20 protein-coding genes are annotated in these 23,367 nt (G+C 60.9%); 17 read left to right on the top strand and 3 right to left on the bottom strand.

The genetic code is table 11. The features are described 5' to 3' along the window. Positions 1-232 precede the first annotated feature (232 nt). From QOL84_RS18665 to QOL84_RS18615, 11 genes are all read left to right on the top strand, one after another. Positions 233-1,585, top strand: coding sequence for a TolC family outer membrane protein (locus QOL84_RS18665; RefSeq protein ID WP_283438147.1), 1,353 nt, complete (start codon positions 233-235; stop codon positions 1,583-1,585). Positions 1,586-1,618: 33 nt separating this feature from the next. Further along, entirely contained in the window at positions 1,619-3,775 is a 2,157-nt protein-coding gene (locus tag QOL84_RS18660) for a type I secretion system permease/ATPase (protein ID WP_283438146.1), read from the top strand. Next, a complete protein-coding gene (locus tag QOL84_RS18655; RefSeq protein WP_283438145.1) occupies positions 3,765-5,132 on the top strand; it encodes an HlyD family type I secretion periplasmic adaptor subunit in 1,368 nt (455 codons plus the stop codon). Before QOL84_RS18660 ends, QOL84_RS18655 begins: the two co-directional genes overlap by 11 nt. A gap of 347 nt (positions 5,133-5,479) precedes the next feature. Beyond that, entirely contained in the window at positions 5,480-6,376 is an 897-nt protein-coding gene (locus QOL84_RS18650) for a TauD/TfdA dioxygenase family protein (protein WP_283438144.1), read from the top strand. A gap of 18 nt (positions 6,377-6,394) precedes the next feature. After that, on the top strand, positions 6,395-7,420 hold the full coding sequence (locus QOL84_RS18645) for an ABC transporter substrate-binding protein (RefSeq protein ID WP_283438143.1): 1,026 nt from the start codon (positions 6,395-6,397) through the stop codon (positions 7,418-7,420). A gap of 5 nt (positions 7,421-7,425) precedes the next feature. After that, positions 7,426-8,286 carry an ABC transporter ATP-binding protein gene (locus QOL84_RS18640; protein WP_283438142.1) on the top strand — a complete coding sequence of 287 codons (861 nt, stop codon included), beginning with the start codon at positions 7,426-7,428 and terminating at the stop codon, positions 8,284-8,286. 20 nt (positions 8,287-8,306) lie between these two features. Then, on the top strand, positions 8,307-9,173 hold the full coding sequence (locus tag QOL84_RS18635; RefSeq protein ID WP_129387298.1) for an ABC transporter permease: 867 nt from the start codon (positions 8,307-8,309) through the stop codon (positions 9,171-9,173). 133 nt (positions 9,174-9,306) lie between these two features. Next, complete coding sequence (locus QOL84_RS18630; RefSeq protein WP_129387301.1) at positions 9,307-10,224, top strand: LysR family transcriptional regulator; 918 nt, start codon at positions 9,307-9,309, stop codon at positions 10,222-10,224. 222 nt (positions 10,225-10,446) lie between these two features. Then, complete coding sequence (locus QOL84_RS18625; RefSeq protein WP_283438141.1) at positions 10,447-11,985, top strand: MFS transporter; 1,539 nt, start codon at positions 10,447-10,449, stop codon at positions 11,983-11,985. Positions 11,986-12,010: 25 nt separating this feature from the next. After that, positions 12,011-13,081, top strand: coding sequence for an HlyD family secretion protein (locus QOL84_RS18620; protein WP_283438140.1), 1,071 nt, complete (start codon positions 12,011-12,013; stop codon positions 13,079-13,081). Beyond that, positions 13,078-14,634, top strand: coding sequence for an efflux transporter outer membrane subunit (locus tag QOL84_RS18615; protein ID WP_430458724.1), 1,557 nt, complete (start codon positions 13,078-13,080; stop codon positions 14,632-14,634). The genes QOL84_RS18620 and QOL84_RS18615 overlap by 4 nt, the downstream gene beginning before the upstream one ends. Here the strand turns inward: QOL84_RS18615 and QOL84_RS18610 are convergent. Then, positions 14,615-15,304, bottom strand: a complete 690-nt coding sequence (locus QOL84_RS18610) for an NYN domain-containing protein (RefSeq protein WP_283438138.1) — start codon at positions 15,302-15,304, stop codon at positions 14,615-14,617. The genes QOL84_RS18615 and QOL84_RS18610 overlap by 20 nt on opposite strands. Positions 15,305-15,421: 117 nt before the next feature. Between QOL84_RS18610 and QOL84_RS18605 the strand changes: the two genes are divergently transcribed. From QOL84_RS18605 to QOL84_RS18585, 5 genes are all read left to right on the top strand, one after another. After that, positions 15,422-15,637: a hypothetical protein gene (locus QOL84_RS18605; RefSeq protein ID WP_283438137.1), complete on the top strand. Its 216-nt coding sequence runs from the start codon at positions 15,422-15,424 to the stop codon at positions 15,635-15,637. A gap of 154 nt (positions 15,638-15,791) precedes the next feature. Beyond that, on the top strand, positions 15,792-16,571 hold the full coding sequence (locus QOL84_RS18600; RefSeq protein WP_283438136.1) for an efflux RND transporter periplasmic adaptor subunit: 780 nt from the start codon (positions 15,792-15,794) through the stop codon (positions 16,569-16,571). Next, positions 16,568-17,887, top strand: a complete 1,320-nt coding sequence (locus QOL84_RS18595; protein ID WP_283438135.1) for an efflux RND transporter periplasmic adaptor subunit — start codon at positions 16,568-16,570, stop codon at positions 17,885-17,887. Before QOL84_RS18600 ends, QOL84_RS18595 begins: the two co-directional genes overlap by 4 nt. Beyond that, on the top strand, positions 17,888-19,984 hold the full coding sequence (locus QOL84_RS18590; RefSeq protein ID WP_283438134.1) for a site-2 protease family protein: 2,097 nt from the start codon (positions 17,888-17,890) through the stop codon (positions 19,982-19,984). It begins immediately after the preceding gene. Between the two features lie 11 nt (positions 19,985-19,995). Beyond that, the gene (locus QOL84_RS18585; RefSeq protein ID WP_283438133.1) at positions 19,996-20,490 is read left to right on the top strand and encodes a GNAT family N-acetyltransferase; all 495 of its coding nucleotides are present in this window, start codon (positions 19,996-19,998) and stop codon (positions 20,488-20,490) included. A gap of 50 nt (positions 20,491-20,540) precedes the next feature. Here the strand turns inward: QOL84_RS18585 and QOL84_RS18580 are convergent, their stop codons facing one another. Next, entirely contained in the window at positions 20,541-20,852 is a 312-nt protein-coding gene (locus QOL84_RS18580) for a DUF6916 family protein (RefSeq protein WP_283438132.1), read from the bottom strand. 54 nt (positions 20,853-20,906) lie between these two features. Continuing rightward, positions 20,907-21,494, bottom strand: coding sequence for a phage tail protein (locus QOL84_RS18575; protein WP_283438131.1), 588 nt, complete (start codon positions 21,492-21,494; stop codon positions 20,907-20,909). A 235-nt stretch (positions 21,495-21,729) separates the two neighbouring features. On the opposite strand from QOL84_RS18575, the gene QOL84_RS18570 reads away from it, so the two are divergent. Beyond that, positions 21,730-23,361: a glycosyltransferase family 39 protein gene (locus tag QOL84_RS18570; protein WP_283438130.1), complete on the top strand. Its 1,632-nt coding sequence runs from the start codon at positions 21,730-21,732 to the stop codon at positions 23,359-23,361. Positions 23,362-23,367 lie beyond the last annotated feature (6 nt).

Here is a 23,367-nt window from a genome sequence, read left to right as displayed (position 1 = left end):
GGCTATATTCTTTCGCTATTAACTTTATGCCAAACTATTGACCTTATGGGTGCCATCCTAAACAATCGCCCCACTAATGTCACATTGATATTTCCGCGGCGACCCGTCCTTCAGCGTGTGATCCAGTTCCTGTTTTGAACTTTCCGACATACGGTCAATCTGGTTGCCATCATCCGACGCAGCGCCACGTTTTGCTGTGATTCAAGACAAGTAGTTCCGGGAAATTCCTATCATGCGTTCGCCCCTGTTTCTGGCTGTACCCTTCGCTCTCGCCGCCTCTTTTGTACAAGCACAATCCTTACCAGAAGCCATGCAACAGGCAATGGATGTCCATCCGGAAATCCAGGCAGGGGTCAATAGTCGATTGGCCGCGGATTATCAGTTAAGAGCGGCGAAAGGTGGATACCTGCCGAAGGTCGATCTGCTCGGCGGTTATGGCCGTGAAGGCACCGACAGCGTCACCACCCGCGCGAATCCCGGTGGCAATCACTACGAAACCCTGAACCGCGGCGAGTCAAGTTTACGTCTCTCGCAAATGGTCTTCGACGGTTTTGCGACGTCGAGCGAAGTCGGGCGTCAACAAGCCACCGTCAACTCCCGCGCTTATTCGTTGCTCGGCACTTCCGAGCGCACCGCGCTGACTGTCGCCCAGGTGTATCTGGACGTGCTGACCCGCCGCGAATTCGTGCGTCTGGCCGAGGAAAACCTCAAGAGCCACCAGCGCATTTATGACCAGATCCAGTTGCGCACCCAGCGCGGCGTCGGCAGCGGTGCCGACCTTGATCAGGCCGAAGCGCGTATGGCTCAGGCCCGCAACAACCTGATCACCGAGCAGACCAACCTCGCGGACTCGGAAACCAACTTCCTCAGCGCCGTCGGCCAGATGCCCGATCAACTGGAGCGTCCGGCGCCGTTCATGGCGATGATGCCGGCCAACCTCAATGAAGCGCGTACGCAGATGCTGGAAAACAGCCCGATCCTGCGTTCGGCCGAGTCGGATATCGCCGCTGCCGAGAAGCAGTACGAAACCGCCAAATCGACCTTCTACCCACGTTTCGACGCCGAGCTGGGTCGCACTGCCGACAACGATCTTGACGGTCAGAATGGCCACAACAACGAGTGGCAAGCCATGCTGCGCATGCGCTTCAACCTCTATTCCGGTGGCAGCAACAAGGCCGATCTGGAATCCAAGTCGTACCTGTCGAACCAGGCGCTGGACATCCGCAACAACGCTTTGCGCCAGTTGAATGAAGAGCTGGGCCTGGCCTGGAACGCCTTGAACAATGCGAACGCGCAGGTGCCGATCGCTCAGCAATACGTTGATCACAGCACAGCGGTACGCACGGCTTACCAGCGTCAGTTCAGCCTCGGCGAACGTACCCTGCTCGATTTGCTCGACAGCGAAAACGAGTTGTTCACCGCTTCGCGGCGTCTGGCTGAAATCAAAAACATTCAGTTATTTACTCAGTACCGAATCAAGGCGACCATGGGCGAGCTGCTCAGAAGCCAGGGAGTGGTCGCACCGTTGGCATCCGTTGTGCAGAACGACGTGAAGCCCAAGGTCCAGCTGCCTGGGATGAATTGAGTTGTCCCTTTTCAACTGTTAAGAGTGTCGAGCGTGGAATCAGAAGTCAGTCGAGTTCATCTCAGTCATGATCCACGCGCGTTGCACGACGATCCGTTACTGGATGGTCTGCTCGCCCTTTGCATGCTGCACCAGAAACCCGCCAGCGCGGCGATGCTGACCACCGGCCTGCCGCTGCCCAAACAGCGTTTGAGTGTCGAGTTGCTGCCCCGCGCGGCGGCTCGCGCCGGCCTGCAAGGGCGGGTGCTGCAGCGCAAACTGGAAGAAATTCCGGCGATCGCCATGCCCGCGCTGCTGCTGCTCAAGGATGGCCGCAGCGCCGTCCTGCTCGGCTGGCAAGGTGAAAACGAGGCGCGGGTGTTGCTCAGCGAAAGCGATGGCGGCGAGTCGATTGTCAGCCGCGAACTGCTCGCCGACGATTACACCGGCAAAGTCTTCTTCGCCCAGCCGCAACACAAATTCGACGTCAACCACGGCACGCTGATTCCGCGTGCGCGCTCGTGGTTCCGTGACACCCTCAAGCGTTCGCGCTGGCTCTACGCCGATGCGATCGCCGCGAGTTTCCTGATCAACATCATCGCCATGGCCGCGCCGCTGTTCGTGATGAACGTCTACGACCGCGTCGTGCCGAACCAGGCCGAAGCGACCCTGTGGGTCTTGGCCCTCGGGATTACCGGCGCCTACCTCTTCGACCTGATCCTCAAGAGCCTGCGCAGCCTGTGCCTGGATCTGGCCGGGAAGAAAACCGACCTGATCATCTCGGCGACGCTGTTCGAACGCATCGTCGGCATGTCGATGAAATACCGCCCGGCGCGGGTCGGCAGCTTTGCGCAGAACATCCATGAGTTCCAGAGCCTGCGCGACTTCCTCGCCTCGCTGACCCTGACCAGCCTGATCGATCTGCCGTTCACCATCCTGATCTTCATTGTCATCGCCATTCTCGGCGGGCATCTGGTGTGGATTCCGGTGCTGGCGTTCCCGATTGCCCTGCTGATCGGCTATGCGTTGCAGAAGCCGCTGGTGGCAACCATGGAACGCACCATGGCCCTCGGTGCCGAGCGCCAGTCGAGCCTGATCGAAACCCTCGCCGGCCTCGATGCGGTCAAGGTCAACAACGCTGAAAGCGAACGTCAGTACCAGTGGGAGCAGACCATCGGCACCCTCAGCCGCCTCGAACTGCGGGTGAAAATGCTTTCCGGCCTGGCGATGAACATCACCCTGCTGATCCAGCAGCTGGCCGGGGTGATCATGATCGTTTTCGGCGTGTACCAGATCATCGCTGGCAACCTGAGCATGGGCGGTCTGATTGCCTGCTACATGCTCAGCGGTCGCGCGCTCAGCCCGCTGGCGTCGCTGTCCGGTCTGTTGACCCGTTATCAGCAAGCCCGCGTGACCATGACGTCGGTCGACCAGATGATGGAGCTGCCGCAAGAGCGCAATTTCGAAGAGCGCCCGCTGAGCCGCAAGGTTCTGCAGGGCGCCATCGAGTGCCGCCAGCTCAACTTCACTTATCCGGAACAACAGAACCCGGCGCTGAAGAACATCAATCTGGTAATCCGTCCCGGCGAGAAGATCGGCATCATCGGCCGCAGCGGCTCGGGTAAAAGCTCCCTCGCCAAATTGCTGGTCGGCCTCTATCAGCCGGACGACGGCGCCTTGCTGGTCGACGGCGTGGACATCCGCCAGATCGACGTCAGCGAATTGCGCTACAACATTGGCTACGTGCCGCAAGACATCCAACTGCTGGCCGGTACCCTGCGTGACAACCTGGTTTCCGGCGCGCGTTATGTCGAAGACGAACTTGTCCTGCAAGCCGCTGAACTGGCTGGCGTCCACGAATTCGCCCGTCTGCACCCGCAAGGTTATGAGCTGCAAGTCGGCGAGCGCGGACAAAACCTCTCCGGCGGCCAACGGCAGAACGTCGCACTGGCCCGGGCGCTGTTGCTCAATCCGCCCATCCTTTTGATGGATGAACCGACCAGCGCCATGGACAACACCGGTGAAGAACGCCTCAAGCAACGCCTCGCCGCCGTGATCGAAAACAAGACCGTGGTGCTGGTCACGCACCGGGCTTCACTGTTGTCGCTGGTCGATCGTTTGCTGGTGATCGACCGTGGACAGATTCTCGCCGATGGCCCGAAAGCCGCCGTGATGGAAGCGTTGAAGAAGGGGCAGATCAGTGTTGCTTAAGTCGGGCTTCAAGGATTCGATCCGTCGCTACTTCAAAGGCACTGCTTCGCTGCAGGGCCAGCCGCTGCCGGAGGTCAACAAGGCGCTGATCGAGGACGCCCCGCGCGTCGTGCGCCTGACCATCTGGGCGATCATCGGCTTCTTCGTCTTCCTCATGCTCTGGGCCAACTTCGCCGTGATCGACGAAGTGACCAAGGGCGACGGCAAGGCGATTCCGTCGTCGAAGATTCAGAAAATCCAGAACCTTGAGGGCGGGATCGTCTCTGAACTGTTCGTCAAGGAAGGCCAGATCGTCGAGGCCGGCGCACCGCTGATTCGCCTCGACGACACACGATTTGCTTCCAACGTCGGCGAAACCGAGGCCGATCGTCTGTCGATGCTGCTGCGGGTCGAGCGCCTCAGCGCCGAAGTCGATGACCGTCCGCTGAATTTTCCCGAGGACGTGCTCAAAGCCGTGCCGGGTCAGGCGAAAAGTGAAGAATCGCTGTACATCAGCCGCCGTCAGCAACTGCACGACGAGATCGGTGGTTTGCAGGAGCAACTGATTCAGCGTCAGCAAGAGCTGCGCGAATTCGGCTCCAAGCAAGCGCAGTATCGTCAGCAACTCGGCTTGCAGCGTCAGGAAATCAACATGTCCGAGCCACTCGTGGCGCAGGGCGCGGTGTCCCCGGTGGAAGTCTTGCGTCTGAAGCGCGCCGAGGTGGAAACCCGTGGTCAGCTGGACGCCACGACGCTGGCGATTCCGCGTGCCGAATCGGCGATCAAGGAAGTGCAGCGCAAGATCGACGAAACGCGCGGCAAATTCCGCAGTGAAGCGCTGACCCAGCTCAACGAAGCGCGCACCGACCTAAACAAGGCCAGCGCCACCGGCAAAGCTCTGGAAGACCGCGTCAGCCGTACGCTGGTGACATCGCCGGTGCGCGGCATCGTCAACAAGTTGCTGGTCAACACCATCGGCGGTGTGATCCAGCCGGGCAGCGACCTGGTGGAAATCGTGCCGCTGGACGACACCTTGCTGGTCGAAGCGAAGATCCGTCCACAGGACATCGCGTTCCTGCACCCGGGGCAGGAAGCGACGGTGAAATTCACCGCGTACGACTACACCATTTACGGTGGGCTGAAAGCCAAGCTTGAGCAGATCGGTGCCGACACCATCACCGATGAAGACAAGAAAACCACCTACTACATCATCAAGGTGCGCACTGAGCGCAGCCACCTCGGCACGGACGAGAAGCCCTTGCTGATCATCCCGGGGATGGTCGCGTCGGTGGATATCATCACCGGCAAGAAGTCGGTGTTGAGCTATTTGCTCAAGCCGATCATCCGCGCACGGGCCGAGGCGTTGCACGAACGCTAATGCCCTAATAACCCTGTAGGAGCTGTCGAGTGAAACGAGGCTGCGATCTTTTGATTTATGACAGCAGAATCAAAAGATCGCAGCGTGCCGCAGCTCCTACAAGGGAATGCGCGAAGGGTGAATAAGTGACAAAAACCGTCACTCACCATCCAGTCCATTCCTCACCATTCGCCATATCGTTATTCATTAACGGTATTTAATTTACGATTCTTATAGCTATAAAGTCATTCCCCTGCGTACCTGCCGACCAATCGGCGCGCCGCACGACCTGAACCGACACGCAATCCAGCGTGAGTGTCTGATCGACGAGCGCGTCCGTGAGCGCGCCGTGCGTGGGAGATTGAAAGATGTCCGCAGCTACTGCTACCCCAAGCGCCGCGATCGCAGCGCCGCAAACCTTCGAAATTCGTCCGTTCAGCGGTGCCGTTGGCGCCGAGATCATTGGCCTCGACCTCACACGGCCGATCAATGATCAGGACTTCGCGCGCATCCACCGCGCGCACCTCGATCACCACGTGGTGGTGTTCCGTGATCAGCCAATCACCCCGCAACAGCAAATCGACTTCAGCCGTCGCTTCGGCGTGTTGCAGATCCATGTGCTCAAGCAGTTCCTGCTGGCCAATCACCCGGAAATCCTCATCGTTTCCAACATCGTCGAAAACGGCCAGAACATCGGCCTCGGCGATGCCGGTAAATTCTGGCACTCCGACCTTTCCTATAAAGAGCTGCCAAGTCTCGGCTCGATGCTGCACGCGCAAGAGCTGCCTTCCGAGGGCGGTGACACCTTGTTCGCCGACATGCACAAAGCCTGGGACAGCCTGCCCGCAGAGCTGCGCAAAGCGGTCGAAGGCCGCAGCGCCGCGCACTCCTACACGGCGCGTTACAGCGAAACCAAATTCGAAGGCAACTGGCGCCCGACCCTGACGCCCGAGCAACTCGCGCAGGTCGCCGAAGTGGTGCACCCGGTAGTGCGCACGCACCCGGAAAACGGCCGCAAGGCGCTGTTTGTCAGCGAAGGTTTCACCACGCGCATCGTCGGCCTGCCGGAAGACGAAAGCCAACAACTGCTGAGCGAGCTCTACGCCCACAGCGTGTTGGCGCAAAACATCTACCGCCATCAGTGGCAGCCCCACGACCTGGTGTTCTGGGACAACCGCTCGCTGATCCACCTTGCCGCCGGCTGCCCCGCGCACCTGCGCCGCAAGCTGTATCGCACGACCATTCAGGGCGACGCGCCTTTCTGATTTGCCGGAGATTCGATCATGTCCAAACGTCTTCCATTTGCACCGCTGGCCGCCGCCATCGGCCTGGGTTTCAGCCTGGTCGCCGGCAGCCTGGTCGCGCCGACCGTGGCCCACGCCGAAGGTGAAATCCGCATCGCCGAGCAGTTCGGCATCGTTTATTTATTGCTCAATGTGGTGCGCGATCAGGGCCTGATCGAGAAGTACGGCAAGCAGGAAGGCATCGACATCAAGGTCGACTGGACGCAGCTCTCGGGAGGCGCGGCAGTCAATGATGCGCTGCTCTCCGGTTCCATCGACATCGCCGGTGCCGGTGTCGGCCCGCTGCTGACCATCTGGGATCGCACCCACGGCAAACAGAATGTCAAAGCCGTCGCCTCGCTGGGCAACTTTCCCTACTACCTGGTGAGCAACAATCCCAAGGTGAAAACCATTGCCGACTTCACCGAGAAAGATCGCATCGCGGTGCCGGCGGTGGGCGTTTCGGTGCAGTCGCGCTTCCTGCAATACGCGGCGGCCAAGCAGTGGGGCGACAAGGAATTCAATCGCCTCGACAAGTACACCATCGCCGTCCCGCACCCGGACGCCACGGCGGCACTGATCGCTGGCGGCACCGAGCTGACCGGGCATTTTTCCAACCCGCCGTTCCAGGATCAGGCGCTGGAAAATCCTAATGTGCACGTGGTGCTCAACTCCTATGACGTGCTCGGTCCGAACTCGCCAACGGTGTTGTTCGCCACGGAAAAATTCCGCGATGAAAACCCGAAAACCTACAAAGCCTTCGTCGAAGCGCTGACCGAAGCGGCGCAATTCGCGCAGAACGACAAGGGCGCAGCGGCCGATACTTACATCCGCGTGACCAAGGCGAAAATCGACCGCGCAGCGCTGCTGAAAATCATCGATAACCCGCAATTCGAATTCAGCGTCACGCCAAAGAACACCTATCCACTGGCGGAATTCCTCTATCGCGTCGGCGCGATCAAGAACAAACCTGAATCGTGGAAGGATTACTTCTTCCAGGACGCCAAACCGCTGCAAGGGAGCTGACCGAAATGAACGCCCCTTTGCCAGGCCACGCGGCCAGCAAGCCGATTGTCAGCGCCGAAGCGCTGCTGGCCGTCGACCATGTCAGCCTTGAATACCGCACCCCGCAACGCGTGGTGCGGGCCACCCATCAAGTCAGTTTTGAAGTCGACCGACAGGATCGTTTTGTGCTGCTCGGCCCGTCCGGCTGCGGTAAGTCCACCTTGTTAAAAGCTGTCGCGGGATTTATCGCGCCGTGCGAAGGCGAGATCCGTCTGCAAGGCCAGCGCGTCGATGCGCCGGGGCCGGACCGGATCGTGGTGTTTCAGGAATTCGATCAACTGCCGCCGTGGAAAACCGTCAAACAGAACGTGATGTTTCCGCTGCTGGCGTCGCGAACGCTGAAGAAAAAAGAAGCCGAAGAACGTGCGCTGCACTATCTGGAAAAGGTCGGGCTGGCGGCGTTCGCCGATGCTTATCCGCACACCTTGTCAGGTGGTATGAAAGCGCGGGTGGCGATTGCCCGGGCGTTGGCGATGCAGCCGAAAATCCTCTTGATGGACGAGCCGTTTGCCGCGCTGGACGCGCTGACCCGACGCAAGATGCAGGAAGAATTGCTGCTGCTCTGGGAGGAGGTGCGCTTCACCCTGCTGTTCGTCACGCACTCGATCGAAGAGGCGCTGGTGGTCGGTAATCGCATCCTGTTGCTGTCGCCACATCCAGGGCGGGTGAGGGCGGAAGTACACAGTCATCAATACGATCTGCAGAGTCTTGGCGGCGTGGCGTTTCAGGAGTCGGCACGGCGTATTCATCGTTTGCTGTTCGATGAGGGCCAGTCGCCGGAAACCGAGCAAGTGCACGACTTTAACGACATTCGCATCGCCTATTGAGCGGCTAGGAGGAAAACCCGATGAGCCATTCATCATCTGTGCGTGAAGAGTTCGAAACGGTCTTGCAGCCGTTGACTGAAGTGCCGGTCGAGCGCGAACTGTCGCTCGGTACGCGGCTGTGGCAGCAGGGTTGGCTGCGGAAAAGCCTGATTCTGATATTGCTCGCGGTGCTCTGGGAAATCGTCGCCCGGGTGCAAAACAACGACCTGCTGCTGCCAAGTTTTCTGCAGACCAGTCACGCGCTGTACGACGGCCTGCTCAGCGGCGAGTTGCTCGGCAAGGTGTGGATATCGCTGGTGGTGCTGCTCAAGGGCTATCTGATCGGCATCGTTCTGGCGTTTGCGCTGACCACGCTGGCGGTCTCGACGCAGTTTGGTCGAGACCTGTTGAGCACACTGACGTCGATGTTCAACCCGCTGCCGGCGATTGCCCTGCTACCCTTGGCCTTGTTGTGGTTTGGCCTGGGGCAGAACAGCCTGATTTTTGTACTGGTGCATTCGGTGCTCTGGGCGCTGGCGCTGAACACCTATGCCGGTTTTCTCGGCGTGTCTGAAACCCTGCGCATGGCCGGGCGCAACTATGGCTTGAAGGGCATGCGCTTTGTCTTGTTCATCCTGATTCCGGCGGCGCTGCCATCGATTCTCGCCGGGCTGAAGATTGGCTGGGCGTTTGCCTGGCGTACGCTGATCGCGGCGGAATTGGTGTTTGGCGCCACCAGCGGCAAGGGCGGATTGGGCTGGTACATCTTCCAGAACCGCAACGAACTGTACACCGACAAGGTGTTTGCCGGGTTGGCGGTGGTGATCCTGATCGGTTTGCTGGTGGAGAACCTGGTGTTCGACACGCTGGAGCGGGTGACCGTAAAACGCTGGGGCATGCAGCGCTGAGCCTGAAAAGATCGCAGCCTTCGGCAGCTCCTACATTGGAATGCATTGCCCTGCAGGAGCTGCCGAAGGCTGCGATCTTTTGATCTGCTAGCATTGCGTGCAGATCAATCCTGGTCAGCCACGAGTGCTCAGCATGCAACTCCCGGACATGAATCTTCTGGTCGCCCTCGACGCCTTGCTCGACGAGGGCAGCGTGGTCGGCGCCGCGCGGCGGATGAACCTCAGTCCGGCCGCGATGAGCCGCACACTGACGCGAATCCGCGAAGCCATCGGCGATCCGATCCTCGTGCGTGCTGGTCGTGGACTGGTGCCAACCCCCAAAGCGCTGGAATTGCGCGACCAGGTACGCGATGTGGTCGAGCAGGCCGCGCTGCTGTTCCGTTCGGCGGACGCCGTGGACCTCGGCACTTTGCGCCGGCGTTTCAGCATCCGCGCCAATGACTTTTTCGTCGGCGTTTATGGCGGCAAACTATTCGATACGCTTGACCAGATGGCGCCGCACTGCGAGCTGCGCTTCGTCCCGGAAGGTGATGGCGATGATGAAGCGCTGCGCGAAGGGCGCATCGACCTGAGCGTCAGCAATACGCGCCCACTGAGCCCGGAAGTGAAGGTGCAGAATCTGTTTTCCACACACTTCGTTGGCCTGGTGCGCGAAGACCATCCGCTGCTCGATGGCGAAATCACCGCTGAGCGCTATGCCGGGTTTTCCCACATCAGCATGTCGCGCCGTGGCATTGCTCGCGGCCCCATCGACGCAGCGCTGAATGCCTTGGGCCTGGAGCGGCGGGTGGCGGTGATTGCGCCGAGCTTTCATGCGGCAATGTTTGCGTTGCCGGATTCTGATCTGATCCTGCCCGTACCCAAAGAGGCGCTGCTCAGTGTGCGCCGATTGGGCTTGAAACTGCGCTCGTTCGACCTGCCGATCCCGCTGCCGACGCTGATGCTGACTCAAGCCTGGCATCCGCGTTTCGATAAAGACCCGGCGCACCGCTGGCTGCGTGAAACCCTGAAAACCTGCTGCGACGAAACCTGGCTGGCTGCCCAGCCCTGATCCGAAATTCAACAAAAATCCCCTGTAGGAGTGAGCCTGCTCGCGATGACGGTGTGTCAATCAACGCATAGGTCGACTGATACGGCGCCATCGCGAGCAGGCTCACTCCTACAGGTTTAATAGTTGTGTCTGGCGCACTTATAACCTGCCAATAAGTCAATTTTCGTAAGCTGTAAGCCCTACTAAGATGCCCCGGTATTTTTCCCTCCGGAGTAAGTATTCATGACATCCCTGACGGTCCCGGCGCCTGTCGCTGCGGCCAGCCCGGCGCAGGCGATCACGCCACCGGTGTTCGGGGCGCGGATCATCATCGGTCTGGTCGGCGTATTGCTGGCAGTGCTGGTGTCGGGCCTCAACGAGATGGTGACCAAGGTTGCCCTCGCCGATATTCGGGGCGCACTGGGCATTGGCTACGATGAGGGCACCTGGTTGGTGGCCTGTTACGCGGCAACTTCGGTCGCCGCCATGGCCTTCGCGCCGTGGTGCTCGGTGACCTTCTCGCTGCGGCGTTTCACGCTCTGCGCAATCAGCCTGTTCACTTTGCTCGGCGTGCTCTGCCCGTTTGCGCCGAACTACGAAAGCCTGCTGTTGATGCGCACCTTGCAAGGCTTGGCCGGTGGGGCCTTACCGCCGATGCTGATGACCGTTGCCCTGCGCTTCCTGCCGCCGAATTTCAAACTATATGGCCTGGCCGGGTACGCGCTGACCGCCACCTTCGGCCCAGGGTTGGGTACGCCGCTCGCGGGCATGTGGGGCGAATACGTCGGCTGGCAATGGACCTTCTGGCAAATCGTGGTGCCGTGCCTGATCGCCATGGCGATGGTGGCTTACGGCATTCCGCAGGATCCGCTGCGGCTGGAACGCCTCAAATCATTCAACTGGAAAGGACTGCTGCTGGGCTTTCCGGCGATCTGCATGCTGGTCATCGGTCTGTTGCAGGGCAATCGCCTCGACTGGTTCGAGTCGAGCCTGATCTGCGGCCTGCTCGGCGCCGGCACGCTGCTGCTGGTGGCTTTCATGATCAACGAGTGGTCGCAGCCGATCCCGTTCTTCAAGTTGCAGATGCTCGGTATTCGCAATCTGTCATTTGCGTTGCTGACCCTCGCCGGGGTGCTGGTGGTGTTGCAGGCGGTGGTGTTGATTCCGTCGAGTTATCTGGCGCAAGTGCAGGGCTATCGGCCGGTTCAGACCGCGCCAATCATGTTGATCGCAGCGTTGCCGCAGTTGCTCGCGCTGCCGCTGGTGGCCGCGCTGTGCAATTTGCGTTGGGTCGATTGCCGCTGGGTTCTCGGGATTGGCTTGAGCATGTTGGCGCTGTCCTGTCTGGGCGGTTCGCTGCTGACCGCAGAATGGAACCGCGAAAATTTCTACGCGCTGCAATGGCTGCAGATTTTCGGTCAGCCGATGGCGGTGTTGCCGCTGCTGATGCTCTCGACCGGCAGCATTACTCCGATGGACGGGCCGTTCGCCTCGGCATGGTTCAACACCGTCAAAGGCCTGGCTGCGGTGGTTGCCACCGGGGTGCTTGAAGCGCTGACCACAGCGCGGGTGCATTTTCACTCGACCATGCTGATCGACAACCTCGGCAACTCACCACTGGCCGAGCGCAGCGATCCCGGTCTTGCCCATCGCTTGCACGAGCAGGCCGTGGTGCTGACTTCTTCCGATCTCTATGTGTGCATGGCCGGCGTCGCAGTGGCGCTGATCCTGCTGATTTTCTGGCTGCCGACGCGGATTTTTCCACCGCGCGCACCGACCTGATTGCTGCACTGAACAGAAGGTTTTTATGACGACTCAAGCAAAGCAAAAACTCGCGGTGGCCGTAGCGACCGCGCTGGCTGTCGGAGTGCTGGTGTATCTGGCCATGCCCGGCCTGTTTGGCAAACGTACGCAACAAGGCACCAACGATGCCTACGTTTCTGCCGACTACACCTTGGTGGTGCCGCGCGTGGCCGGTTTCATCAAGGAAGTGCTGGTGGAGGACAACCAGCAAGTGAAGGCCGGGCAGTTGCTGGCGCTGATCGATGATCGCGATTTGCGTGCATCCGCCGAAGCAGCCGATGCGCAAACGCTGGTCGCGCGGGCACAATTGCACAACGCCAGGGCGACACTGGAGCGCCAGACATCGGTGATCGCCCAGGCGCAGGCATCAGTGGTATCGGCCAAGGCAGAAATGGCCTTCGCCCAGCAGGAATTGAATCGCTACAACCATTTGGCCGGCGTCGGTGCCGGCACCGTGCAGAACGCGCAGCAGGCACGTACGCGTATCGATCAGGCCACTGCGCACCTCGACACGGCGAGCGCAAAACTGGCGGCGGAGCGCAAACAGGTCGACATCCTTACGGCCCAGCGGGATGCCGCAGAGGGCAGTTTGAAACACGCACAGGCTGCGCTGGAAATCGCCAGTTTCGAGCTTTCCTACACGCGCATCACTGCGCCGCAGGACGGCATGATCGGTGAGCGCGCCGTGCGCGTCGGCGCTTATGTCACACCGGGCAGCAAGCTGCTGGCGGTGGTGCCGCTGAAGCAGGCGTACGTCGTAGCCAATTTTCAGGAGACGCAACTGACTGATGTAAAGCCGGGGCAGCAAGTGCAAGTGCGTGTCGACAGCCTCGGTGGCGAGGCTTTGAACGGCCGGGTGGAAAGCATCGCCCCGGCTACTGGCGTGACGTTCGCGGCAGTAAAACCGGATAACGCCACGGGCAACTTCACCAAGGTGGTGCAGCGCATTCCGGTGAAGATCATGCTCGAACCGGGTCAGCCGTTGGCTGAGCGGTTGCGGGTGGGCATGTCGGTGGAGGCGCGGATTGATACCGCCAGCTCGGCGAAGTCTGTGCGTGAGGTGACTCAGCGATGAGCCGTGTTGATCGAACCGACGCCTTCGCGAGCAGGCTCGCTCCCACAGGGAAAACGCTATCCAAAATGTGGGAGCGAGCCTGCTCGCGAAGAGGCCAGTTGCAGCAACTCACTTTAAGTGCGTTGCTTATGGCCAGTCTCACCGCCTGCACCGTCGGCCCAGACTTCCAAAAACCCCAGCCAACACAAATCGCCGACTGGGCCAAACCCGCCAAGTCCGCCCCGAGCCAAGCCGTCAGCGAACCCCTCAACGAACGCTGGTGGGAAGTCTTCCACGACCCGCAACTCTCGGCGCTGACCCAGCGCGCGGTACGCAGCAACCTTGACCTGCAACTGGCCAGCAGCCGCTTGCAACAAAGCCGCGCCTCACGCCAGGTCATCAGCGCCGATCGCTATCCGAAAACCGCCGCGACCGGCAGCTATGGCCGCGAACGCAACAGTGGCAAGGGCCTGAGCGATCCATCCGGATTTGACGGTGATTCCGCCTTCAATCTCTGGGACGCCGGTTTCTCCGCTTCCTGGGAGCTGGATTTCTGGGGCCGTGTGCGCCGCGAAACCGAGGCCGCCGACGCCAATCTCGAGGTTGCCGAAAACGACCGTCGGGGTGTGCTGCTGGCTGTGCTCGCCGACACCGCGCAAAACTACATTCAATTGCGCGGGGTGCAGAACACCCGCGCCGTCACCGAGCAGAACCTCGACGTGGCGCGGCATAGCCTGAAACTTTCGCAACTGCGTCTGGCCGACGGTGTGGCGACCGATCTGGACGTCGCCGAAGCCGCCGCGCAAGTTGCCGCCATCGAGTCGCGCCTGCCGGCGCTGGAACAACGCCAATCGCAACTGATCAATGCGATCAGTCTGTTGATGGGGGAACCGCCACAGGCTTTGGCCAAAGAGTTATCCACAGACGCTGCGGTGCCGCAGTCGCCACTGCAGGTCGCCATCGGCTTGCCGTCGCAACTGGCCGAGCGGCGTCCGGACATTCGCCAGGCCGAATCTCGTCTGCATGCGGCGACCGCCAACATTGGCGTGGCCAAGGGCGATTTCTATCCGCGCATCACCCTGTCCGGCAACCTCGGTTCGCAAGCCATGCAGCTCAGCGATTTCGGCTCGTGGGGCTCGCGTGCTTTCGGTATCGGCCCGCAATTCAGCCTGCCATTGTTCGACGGCGGCCGCCTGCGCGGCGTGCTGCAATTGCGCGAAGCCCAGCAACAGGAAGCGGCCATCGCCTACCAGCAAACCGTGCTGCGCGCCTGGCACGAAATCGACGATCAATTGACTGCCTACAACGCCAGTCAACGCCGCCGCGACAGCCTCGCCGAAGCCGTGCGCCAGAACCAGATCGCCCTGCGTACCGCGCAACAGCAATACGTCGAAGGCGTAGTCGATTTCGTTAACGTGCTGACGGTGCAAGGCGCACTGCTGGCGACGCAGGAGCAGTGGGTGGAAAGCTCGACCGGCGTATCGCTGGCGATGGTCGGGTTGTACAAGGCGTTGGGTGGGGGATGGGAGTCGGTGTATCCGCTGGCGAAAGCTCCTACCAGTAATCCGGTTTGATCGCTGGTTTCTTGTGAGTGGCAACTCGGCTTGGGAGCTGATGAAGTCGCAGTTCTTCAGCAGAAATAAATCGTCTCAACCAATGTGAGTTGTCTTTCAAAGAACCTGGGAGGGGCCGGACAGATCCGGACCTGTGTGGGAGGATCACGCCGATGATCAGGCCGGGAAAATCTGTTCGAAGCGCCTTCAAGGCAGGGGTCATATCGGTGTCACTGGATACCAGAATGATCTGCTCAAGGCGCTCGGCCCCCTCATACATCAGTTGCCGGCTTGCAGCGCGATACATGCTGATTGCTATGTGAACATCGGTTTCCTTTTCTTCCAGCTTCCAGATATCGACTTTGTCCTGACGTGACGCCTGGGTGTGTTTATCGACAAACCTTGGCGCTTTTGCCGGCTCCAATTGATGACGACCGAAATGCACGGTGACGTTGCTGGCGCGCACAGCCCGCACGTATGCATCCTGCGCTTCTTTGGAAACGCGGCCGCGAGTTGCCAGTTGGGGTTTGATCGGCGAGGTGAAGTAATCAATCGAGACGACTGAACTCTGAGGATTTTCGACAAAAGCTATGTGCGTTAACAGGCTGCGTAAATTCAGCCATTTATAGGGAGTGCCAGCGAGTAATCCGTAAAACAGGTTATAGCCATCGACGAAAAAAGCGGTGCGCACAAAAAAAATAATCAGAAACGAAAAAACCGGCCTAAGCCGGTTTTTTCATCCCCAACTGCCAGCGAACTGAATCGCTACGTACGGGGTTGAGTAAGGCAATCCTAGATTGAGTGCGTCATGCAGGTCAACCACCCCATGATTACAGACTCACTCGTCTGGTTTCTCTCCAGCACCGGCGAGTCAGTTTTTGTTGCTCATACCCTTCAGGGTCAAGTTGTTTACTTGCCTCTGTATGAGCGTTTGTTGCGAGGAACGGTCAATTTCAGCGCATTTACTGACACTGACGCCCTGTCTATCGCCGCTTTCAGTTTGAGCCTGCGGCAGGTTCTCTAAGTCGTGTAGGAAGAGGGAGCGTGCCTACAGCTTTTAAACAGATAGAAGCCTGCGAGCTGTTTTGAAACATTACATTTCCAAGGAGTAATGGCCTTTCGCTTGACGCTAACCCCCGCTGTCGTAGACTCCGCACATCCGTCAGGGAGTAGCGGTCATGCAGCGTTTTCGTGGTTGGGTTATTGGATTGACCTTGGTTACGTGTGCAGTTCAGGCGCAAACGCCCGGGCCAGACGATCCGCTGCTGGATCAAGGCGCGGCGGGTGCGCAGGCTTCGAGCAGTGAAGCGCGGGGCGTGCTTCGCGCTCGCGATCAGGCCGTTCTGGCTAGCGAGCTGTCCGGGCGGATTGTCGAGTTGCCGTTCAGCGAGGGCGAGTCGTTCAAGAAGGGCGATACGCTGGCAAAATTCGACTGCTCGGCCTATCAGGCGCAACTCAACGCCGCGCAGGCCGCCAGCCGTGGTGCCGGCGAAGAGTTGTCGCACAACAAGCAACTCGCCGCACTGAATTCCGTCGGGCGTTTTGAAGTGGCGCGGGCCGAGGCCAAGGTCAGCGAAACCCAGGCGCAATCCCAGGTTTATCAGGTGCAGGTCAAACGTTGCAGCGTGATCGCGCCGTTCGACGGGCAAGTGGTCGAGCGCAAGGTGCAACGTTTCGAAAGCGTGCCGGCCGGCGCGCCACTGCTCGATGTGGTGGATAACCGCACCCTGGAAATTCATTTGCTGGTGCCCTCGCGCTGGATGGCCAGGCTCAAACCCGGCCAGACGTTCAGCTTCGTTCCCGATGAAACAGGCCAGCCGCTTGACGCCACGGTCAAGCGCCTTGGTGCGCGTATCGATGAGGGCAGTCAGACCTTGTTGCTGGTCGCGACGATGCCGGAATCCAAAGGCTTGCTCGCCGGCATGAGCGGTACGGCGCGCTTTCCGGAGCTCAAGTGAACGCCCCGGTGAGTGGCGGCGCCGAGCAGGTGTTCGCCAGGTTTCTTGATCTTGAACGGCAGACCCGCGCCGCCCGCGATACTGCACAACTGGCCTACAGCCTGGTCAATGACGGTCAGGCGCTGTTTGGTTTTCGCCATGCGGCGTTGCTGATCGCCGGTAAGGTGCAAGCCGTGACCGGGATCAGCGCGGTGGAGCCGAACGCGCCGTTCGTGGCCTTCGTCGAACAGGCCGTGGCGCAGTTGTTCAAGCAGGATCTGCTGAAGCAGGCACGGGTGATTGCGCCGCAATGGGTCAGCGAATCGATTCAGGCGGACTGGCGCGATTTGTCCGCCGCGCAGGTGTTCTGGCTGCCATTGATAGATCGCGACGCTCAAGTTTTTGGCGGTTTGTGGCTGGCGCGCGACGTACCGTGGAACCCCTCCGAACAGGTTCTGTTGTCGCAACTGGGCGACACCTACAGCCACGCCTGGCTGGCGCTGCAACCGCGCAAACCGTGGCGGCTGCGCTGGACGCGCAAACGTCAGGTGGCGCTGGTGGCGCTGTTGCTGCTCGGCTTGTTCATCCCGGTGCGCCAATCGGTACTGGCGCCGGCGGAAGTGGTGCCGCTGGGCGGGCGCGTGGTGGCGGCGCCGCTGGACGGGGTGATCACCGAGTTTCTGGTCAAACCCAATCAGACGGTGAAAACCGGCGATGTCCTGGTGCGTTTCGAAAGCACCACGCTGAAGGCGCAGGCCGATGTCGCCGAGCGTGCGCTGGGTGTGGCCGAAGCCGAACTGAAATCCAATTCCCAGCGTTCGTTTGCCGATGCCGAATCCAGCTCGCGTGTCGACTTGCTGGCCGCGCGTGCCGAGCAAAAACGTGCCGAGCGCGACTATGCCCGTGAGCTGCTCAACCGCAGCGAAGTTCGCGCCGAACGCGACGGCATTGCGGTGTTCGCCGACGCCGAGCGCTTGACCGGCAAACCGGTGCAGACCGGCGAACGGTTGATGGAAATCGCCGATCCGAATCAGGCCGAACTGCGCATCGAACTGGCGGTGGGCGATGCGATTGCTCTGGAGTCCGGCGCGGAAATCGCCCTGTTTCTCGACAGCGATCCCTTGCAGCGCCATCGCGCGACGCTGGAACGCTCGGCCTACGAAGCGCAACCCACGGCGGGCGGGCAACTGGCCTACCGCCTCGACGCCAATTTCGCCGATGCACCGCCGCGGATCGGCCTGCGCGGCACGGCGAAAATTTTCGGCGACCGCGCGCCACTGGCGCTGTACCTGCTGCGCCGGCCATTGGCCGGTCTGCGCCAGAGCGTGGGCCTGTAGATGAATCTGCCGAGCCTGCGTGCCGACCTGCAATTATCACCCGCGGCACCGGCATTGGATGGTTCGCCGCGCTGGACCCTGGCCGATCCGGTGCGCGGGCGCTATTTCAAACTCGGTACGGCGGCAATGCGCCTGTTGCGTCATTGGTCGTTGGGCGATGCCGAACAAGTCTTGCGTGCCGCCAACCGCGAACCGGGCCTGCCGCTGGACGGCAGCGAGCTTGAGCAGTTGCTGGAGTTTCTGCGCGGTCACGATTTGATCAGTGCACTCGACGATCAGCAGCGGGCGAGCTATCGACTCAAGGCCCTGGCGCAAAAGCAAAGCCTGTGGCAGATCCTCCTGCATCAGTATCTGTTCTTCCGCATTCCGCTGTGGCGCCCGGACGCGTTTCTCAATCGTGCCTGGCCATGGCTTGAACGTTATGGCCCGCGTTTGCTGCGCTACGGTTTGCCGGCAACGTTGGCCCTGGGTGTGTTTCTGGTATCGCGGGACTGGCAGCGGTTCATCGGCACCTTTCCGCACCTGTTCAGCCTCGGCGGTGCGCTGGCGTTCGGTGTGGCGCTGTTCTTCGCCAAGCTTTGCCACGAATTCGGTCATGCGTTCATGGCCAAGCGTGCCGGCTGTCGCGTGCAGAGCATGGGGGTGGCGTTCATGGTCTTGCTACCGATGTTCTATACCGATGTCAGCGATGCCTGGCGGGTCAATGATCGTCGCGCACGATTGTTGATCGGTGCCGGTGGCGTACTCGCCGAATTATTGCTGGCCTGTCTCGCGCTGCTGGCGTGGTCGCTGTTGCCCGACGGGCCGGGACGCACGGCGGCGTTCATGCTCGCCAGTGCCACGTGGATCACCACGCTGGTGATCAATCTCAATCCGTTCATGCGCTTTGATGGCTATTTTCTGATCAGTGACTTCTGGGAAGTCGACAATCTGCAGGGCCGCGCGTTTGCCTTGTGTCGCTGGCGCTTGCGTGAGTTTTTGTTCGGCTATGGCGCACCCGCGCCGGAGCCTTGGTCGCCGAAGATGCAACGGCGTTTGCTGATCTGGGGGTATGGCTCGTGGTTATGGCGTGCGGCGTTGTTTTTCGGGATCGCGCTGGCGGTCTATCACCTGTTCTTCAAGGTGTTGGGGATCTTCCTGATGCTGGTGGAACTGGTGTGGTTCATCTTTCTGCCGATCATGCGTGAGTGGCGCCAGTGGTGGAGTCGCCGTGAGCAGGCGCACGCCCCGCGCGTGTTGCTCAGTGCGCTGGCACTGCTCGGATTGTTGCTGGTGGTGAGTGTGCCGTGGCGCAGTTCGGTGGAGTTGCCGACCATGCTTGAAGCCGGGCGCGCCAGTGCCCTGCACGCACCGACGGCGGCGCGGGTCAAAGCGGTGAAAGTTACGGATGGACAGAAAGTCGCGCAGGGCGATGTGCTGATCGAACTGGAGTCACCGGATCTTGAATCGCGGCTGGCGATCGTGCGCCGGGAAATCCAGATCCAGCAATTGCTCATGCGGCGTCAGGCCGGGCGCAGTGAAACCGCCGCCGACGCCGGCATCGTTGAGCAACGACTGGCCGAAGCGGTCGCCGAATACCGTGGGCTGAGCGCCCAGCGCGAACGCTTGCTGCTGCGCGCACCGCATGCCGGCAGCGTGCGTGATCTGCTGCCGAACATGAGCGTCGGGCGCTGGTTGTCGAGCCACGATGCGTTGGCGCGGGTAGTCGAAGACGGCGCGCGACTGCGCGGTTATCTGGCCGAAGCCGAACTGTGGCGGATCCAGCCGGGGGCCAATGGCCGGTTCATTGCCGACGATCCGATGCACCCGGCGCTTGCCGTGCAATTGAATGAAATCGACACCAACGGCGTGGCCTATGTTGATCAGGAGGCGTTGACCTCCGATCACCATGGGCCGATTGCCGTGCGCCGCGATCAACAACAGCGCGCGGAGCCGGTGCAGGCGCAATACGGCGTTCGGCTCAGTGCGCTGGATGATGCCTCGACGCCGCCGCAACCGTTGCGCGGCGTGGTGGTGTTGCAGGGTAGCGGCGAGTCGTTGCTCGGAGTGGCGTGGCGCCGGTTGGCGGCGCTGGGGGTCAGGGAAAGCGGTTTCTGAGGGCGTGCACGATGACGGATAACGCAGCAGTGGCAGCAGAGGGATTGGTGGTGCGGCCAGCGCGGGCAACCGACGGGCCGTTTTTGCAGAGCCTGTATCAGGCGGCGCGGCCGGATCTGCAATGGATCGATGGCGAGCAGGAGCAGGTGCAGCAAGTCATCGCCCAGCAATTTCAGGTGCAGGAACAGGGCATGGGCGAGAACTACCCCAACGCCATGCACTACGTGGTGGAAAAACTCGGCAGCCACATCGGCGCATTGAGCACGGATTTCGGTGCCAACGAAATTCGCGTGTTGTACCTGGCGTTCATCCCGCAGGCACGCGGCCAAGGCTATGGCCGCGCTGTGCTGCAAGGCGTACAGAAAGCCGCGCAACAGATTCGCTGCCCGGTGGCGACGGTGGTCTGGACCCGCAATCCGCATGCACGACGGCATTACCTGGCATTGGGATTTGCTGTCGAAGAAAGCAATCCCGCCGCCGAACGCCTGGTCTGGTATCCGCAATAACCCCGTGCAGGAGCTGCCGCAGCCTGCGGCAGCTCCTGCACGGGTTCGTGTCAGTTGAAGGTGATGTGGAAGTAAGCCAGCGCCGGGTCGCGGCCCATGGGTGGTACCCGGGATACGAAGATGTTGTCGACCCGTCCCAGCTCCGGCAACTCCAGCGCACACAGGCCATCGACAAATTCGGTTGGCTCCAGACTGTTCAGCTCGACGCTGAACGGCATGCGCTCGCTGTAGCGCATTTTCGCCAGGGGTTTTTCTTCAAGCTCGCCGATATGGATTTGCATCGCGCTGCCGTCCGGCAGGTGCAAGGTGCCGACTCGTCCCCGCAGCGCCTGGAAATGTTGGCTTTGAACCGATTGCAGCATGGTTTCGCTCCCGCAAGGATGGAAGCCGGGGGAATCGCCTCCCCCGGCGGTCGGTCAGTTGCGCGAAGGAAAGATACCGTTCAACGCGATGCTGAAGTTGAGCACCAGATACGGGTTCATGATCGGCATTGGCAAACCATTGCCGGTGGGTGTGATCGTCCCGCTGATGGTGGTCGCGGCACCTTTGAGGGGCACCGGCGATGCGCCCTGGGCATCGGAGTAGATATTCGCCAGCCCCGGGCCGGTGCCTGATGCGCCGATGTAGGCGTTGGTCGCCGTGGGCGTGCCCACAACGTTGCTGGCCGGGTTGGCCAGTTGCACGGTGGTGGTGGCGGTGAGGCCAGCCAGGGTGTGGGTGTGGTTTGGCAGGTTGTTGAGGGTGGCGGTGACTTGCTCGGCGCCGGAGACTTCGCCCATCACTCGCGGTGTGAGGCCCGGGCCGCTGCCTTGGCAGACTGGCAGGCGACTCTGCAGATTGGGTAACCCGAACGTCTGCTGGCCGTTGCCTCCATACACCGTACCCAGCAACGCGAACAGCGCGTTGTACTGGGAAATGCTCATGATCTGACCATTGCACAAGGCCCAGTTGGAGGGCGCAAAGTTAAAGGCAAACGTCATCACAGTGCCCATGTAAACGTCCATAAGATCCTCATCCTTCTGATTGGTTGTCGGCGGGCCGCTAGTGGGTTCAGGCTGCTGTTGCCTTGGCACTCCGTGGCCAGGTCACGCCACGCCAGAGCGTAGACCCGGAATGCCAACGTTGCCGGATGTCGTGAAAGCGCAAATCGGCATCGACGGTTCGGCGCTGGCTGACCTAGAGTGACTGCCAGGTTCTGGCTGATACAGGCGTGGTCTCGTGGCACGGCAAGAGGAAGCAATGGCGGTCAACAGAGTTACGCCGGTGGGCGACACACAGGACCCGCACGCAACGCCGGGGTCGTGGTTTGGCAACTTGCGGCTGATTCGCTGGGCCAGAGAGCACTGGCTGCTGCCGGTGATATTGCTGGCCGCCGCCGTGCGTTTTTACGATCTGACGGCCGCTGCCGTCTGGGGCGATGAAGGCTCCAGCCTGCTGCTGGCGCGCTATTCGCTGGGCGGGATCTGGCATCACGCGGCCTTCGATGTGCATCCGCCGCTGTACTTCATGCTCCTGCATGGCTGGATTGAACTGTTCGGCGACGGGATTTTTGCGATCCGCTGCCTCAGCGCATTGGCGGGCGTTGCTGCCGTTGGACTGGGTATCTGGCTGGTGGACCGCCTCGCCACGCGCCGCGCGGCGATGATCGCCGGGGTGTTGCTGGCGCTGTTGCCGACAGCGGTGCGCTACAGCCAGGAAGTGCGCATGTATTCGTTGCTCGGCTTGCTGCTGATCGCCGCGACGCTGGCGCTGGTCTACTGGATCCGGCGCCCGCAGCGTCACCGCTACCTGGTGTTTTATGCGCTGCTGATGAGCGCCGCGTTCTACACCCACTACTTCGCCGTGCTGGCGGCGCTGTGTCACTGGATCTACCTCGGCGTGATCCGCGTGCAACGTGGTTATCGATTCCGGCACATTCAGCGCCCGGGCTGGTGGCTGGCGAATCTGGCCATCTTCGTCTTGTACCTGCCCTGGTTGCCTAATCTGTTTGACCTGATGCAGCACATGGAACAGCTCAAGGTTGGTGGCGATGTCGGCTGGGAACCGCCGGTGACACTGAGCTCGCTGCCGTCGATGCTCTGGTCGTGGCTGATTCAGGACGATGGCGAAAATCTGCCATGGCCGGTTTTCGCTGCGCTGCCCATGACATTGCTGATGCTCGCCGCGGTGGCGGTGATGCGCGATCGCAGCGTCTCGCGCGGCAGTGTGCTGCTGGCCTTGTACACCGGGTTGCCGCTGCTGCTGGTGTTTGCCGTGTCGTTCATCACACCGGTGTTTATCGAACGCTACCTGACGGCCTATGCCTTGGGCCTGCCGCTGTTGGCCGCATTGGCCATCGACCGTTTGTACAGCCGCGTGCGGCCGTTGGCGCTGGCGGTGCTGGTGTCGCTGGTCGGGGTGCAACTGGTGGGCGTAAACAACAACGCCACGGTCGACAGCAATGATCAGCTCGACCGCGTGGTGAATTACGTCAACCAACATTTCCGGCCCGGTGACCGCATCGTCACCAGCGACATGCTTTGGTACCTGAGTTACGTCTACTACGACCGCAGCGGCGCGCACGTGCGCTTGTTTACACCGCCTGCTGCGGATGGCCGCGCGACTCGTCCGAACGAATACGGATTCGGCACGCTGGTCACCCCTGACGTGTACCTCGACAGCCTCAGCGAGTTGGCCGGCAATGAACGGGTATGGCTGATTGGCGCCCTCGATGAACCGGCGGAATTCCTGCCCTTGCCAGCGACGTGGAAGGTCGGCGCAGAAATCCATGCGGGGGGTGTGCTGGCGCGATTATTCGTGCCGCAGCCTGCCGGCAATCAGGCTTCATCGGGACTAAAACGTTTCACCTTTACATTCGCGATTAAAAGCTAACCAGTT

This window comes from Pseudomonas helmanticensis, assembly GCF_900182985.1.
In the GTDB taxonomy this organism is placed as follows: domain Bacteria; phylum Pseudomonadota; class Gammaproteobacteria; order Pseudomonadales; family Pseudomonadaceae; genus Aquipseudomonas; species Aquipseudomonas helmanticensis.
This window is presented reverse-complemented; position numbering and strand designations above follow the sequence as displayed.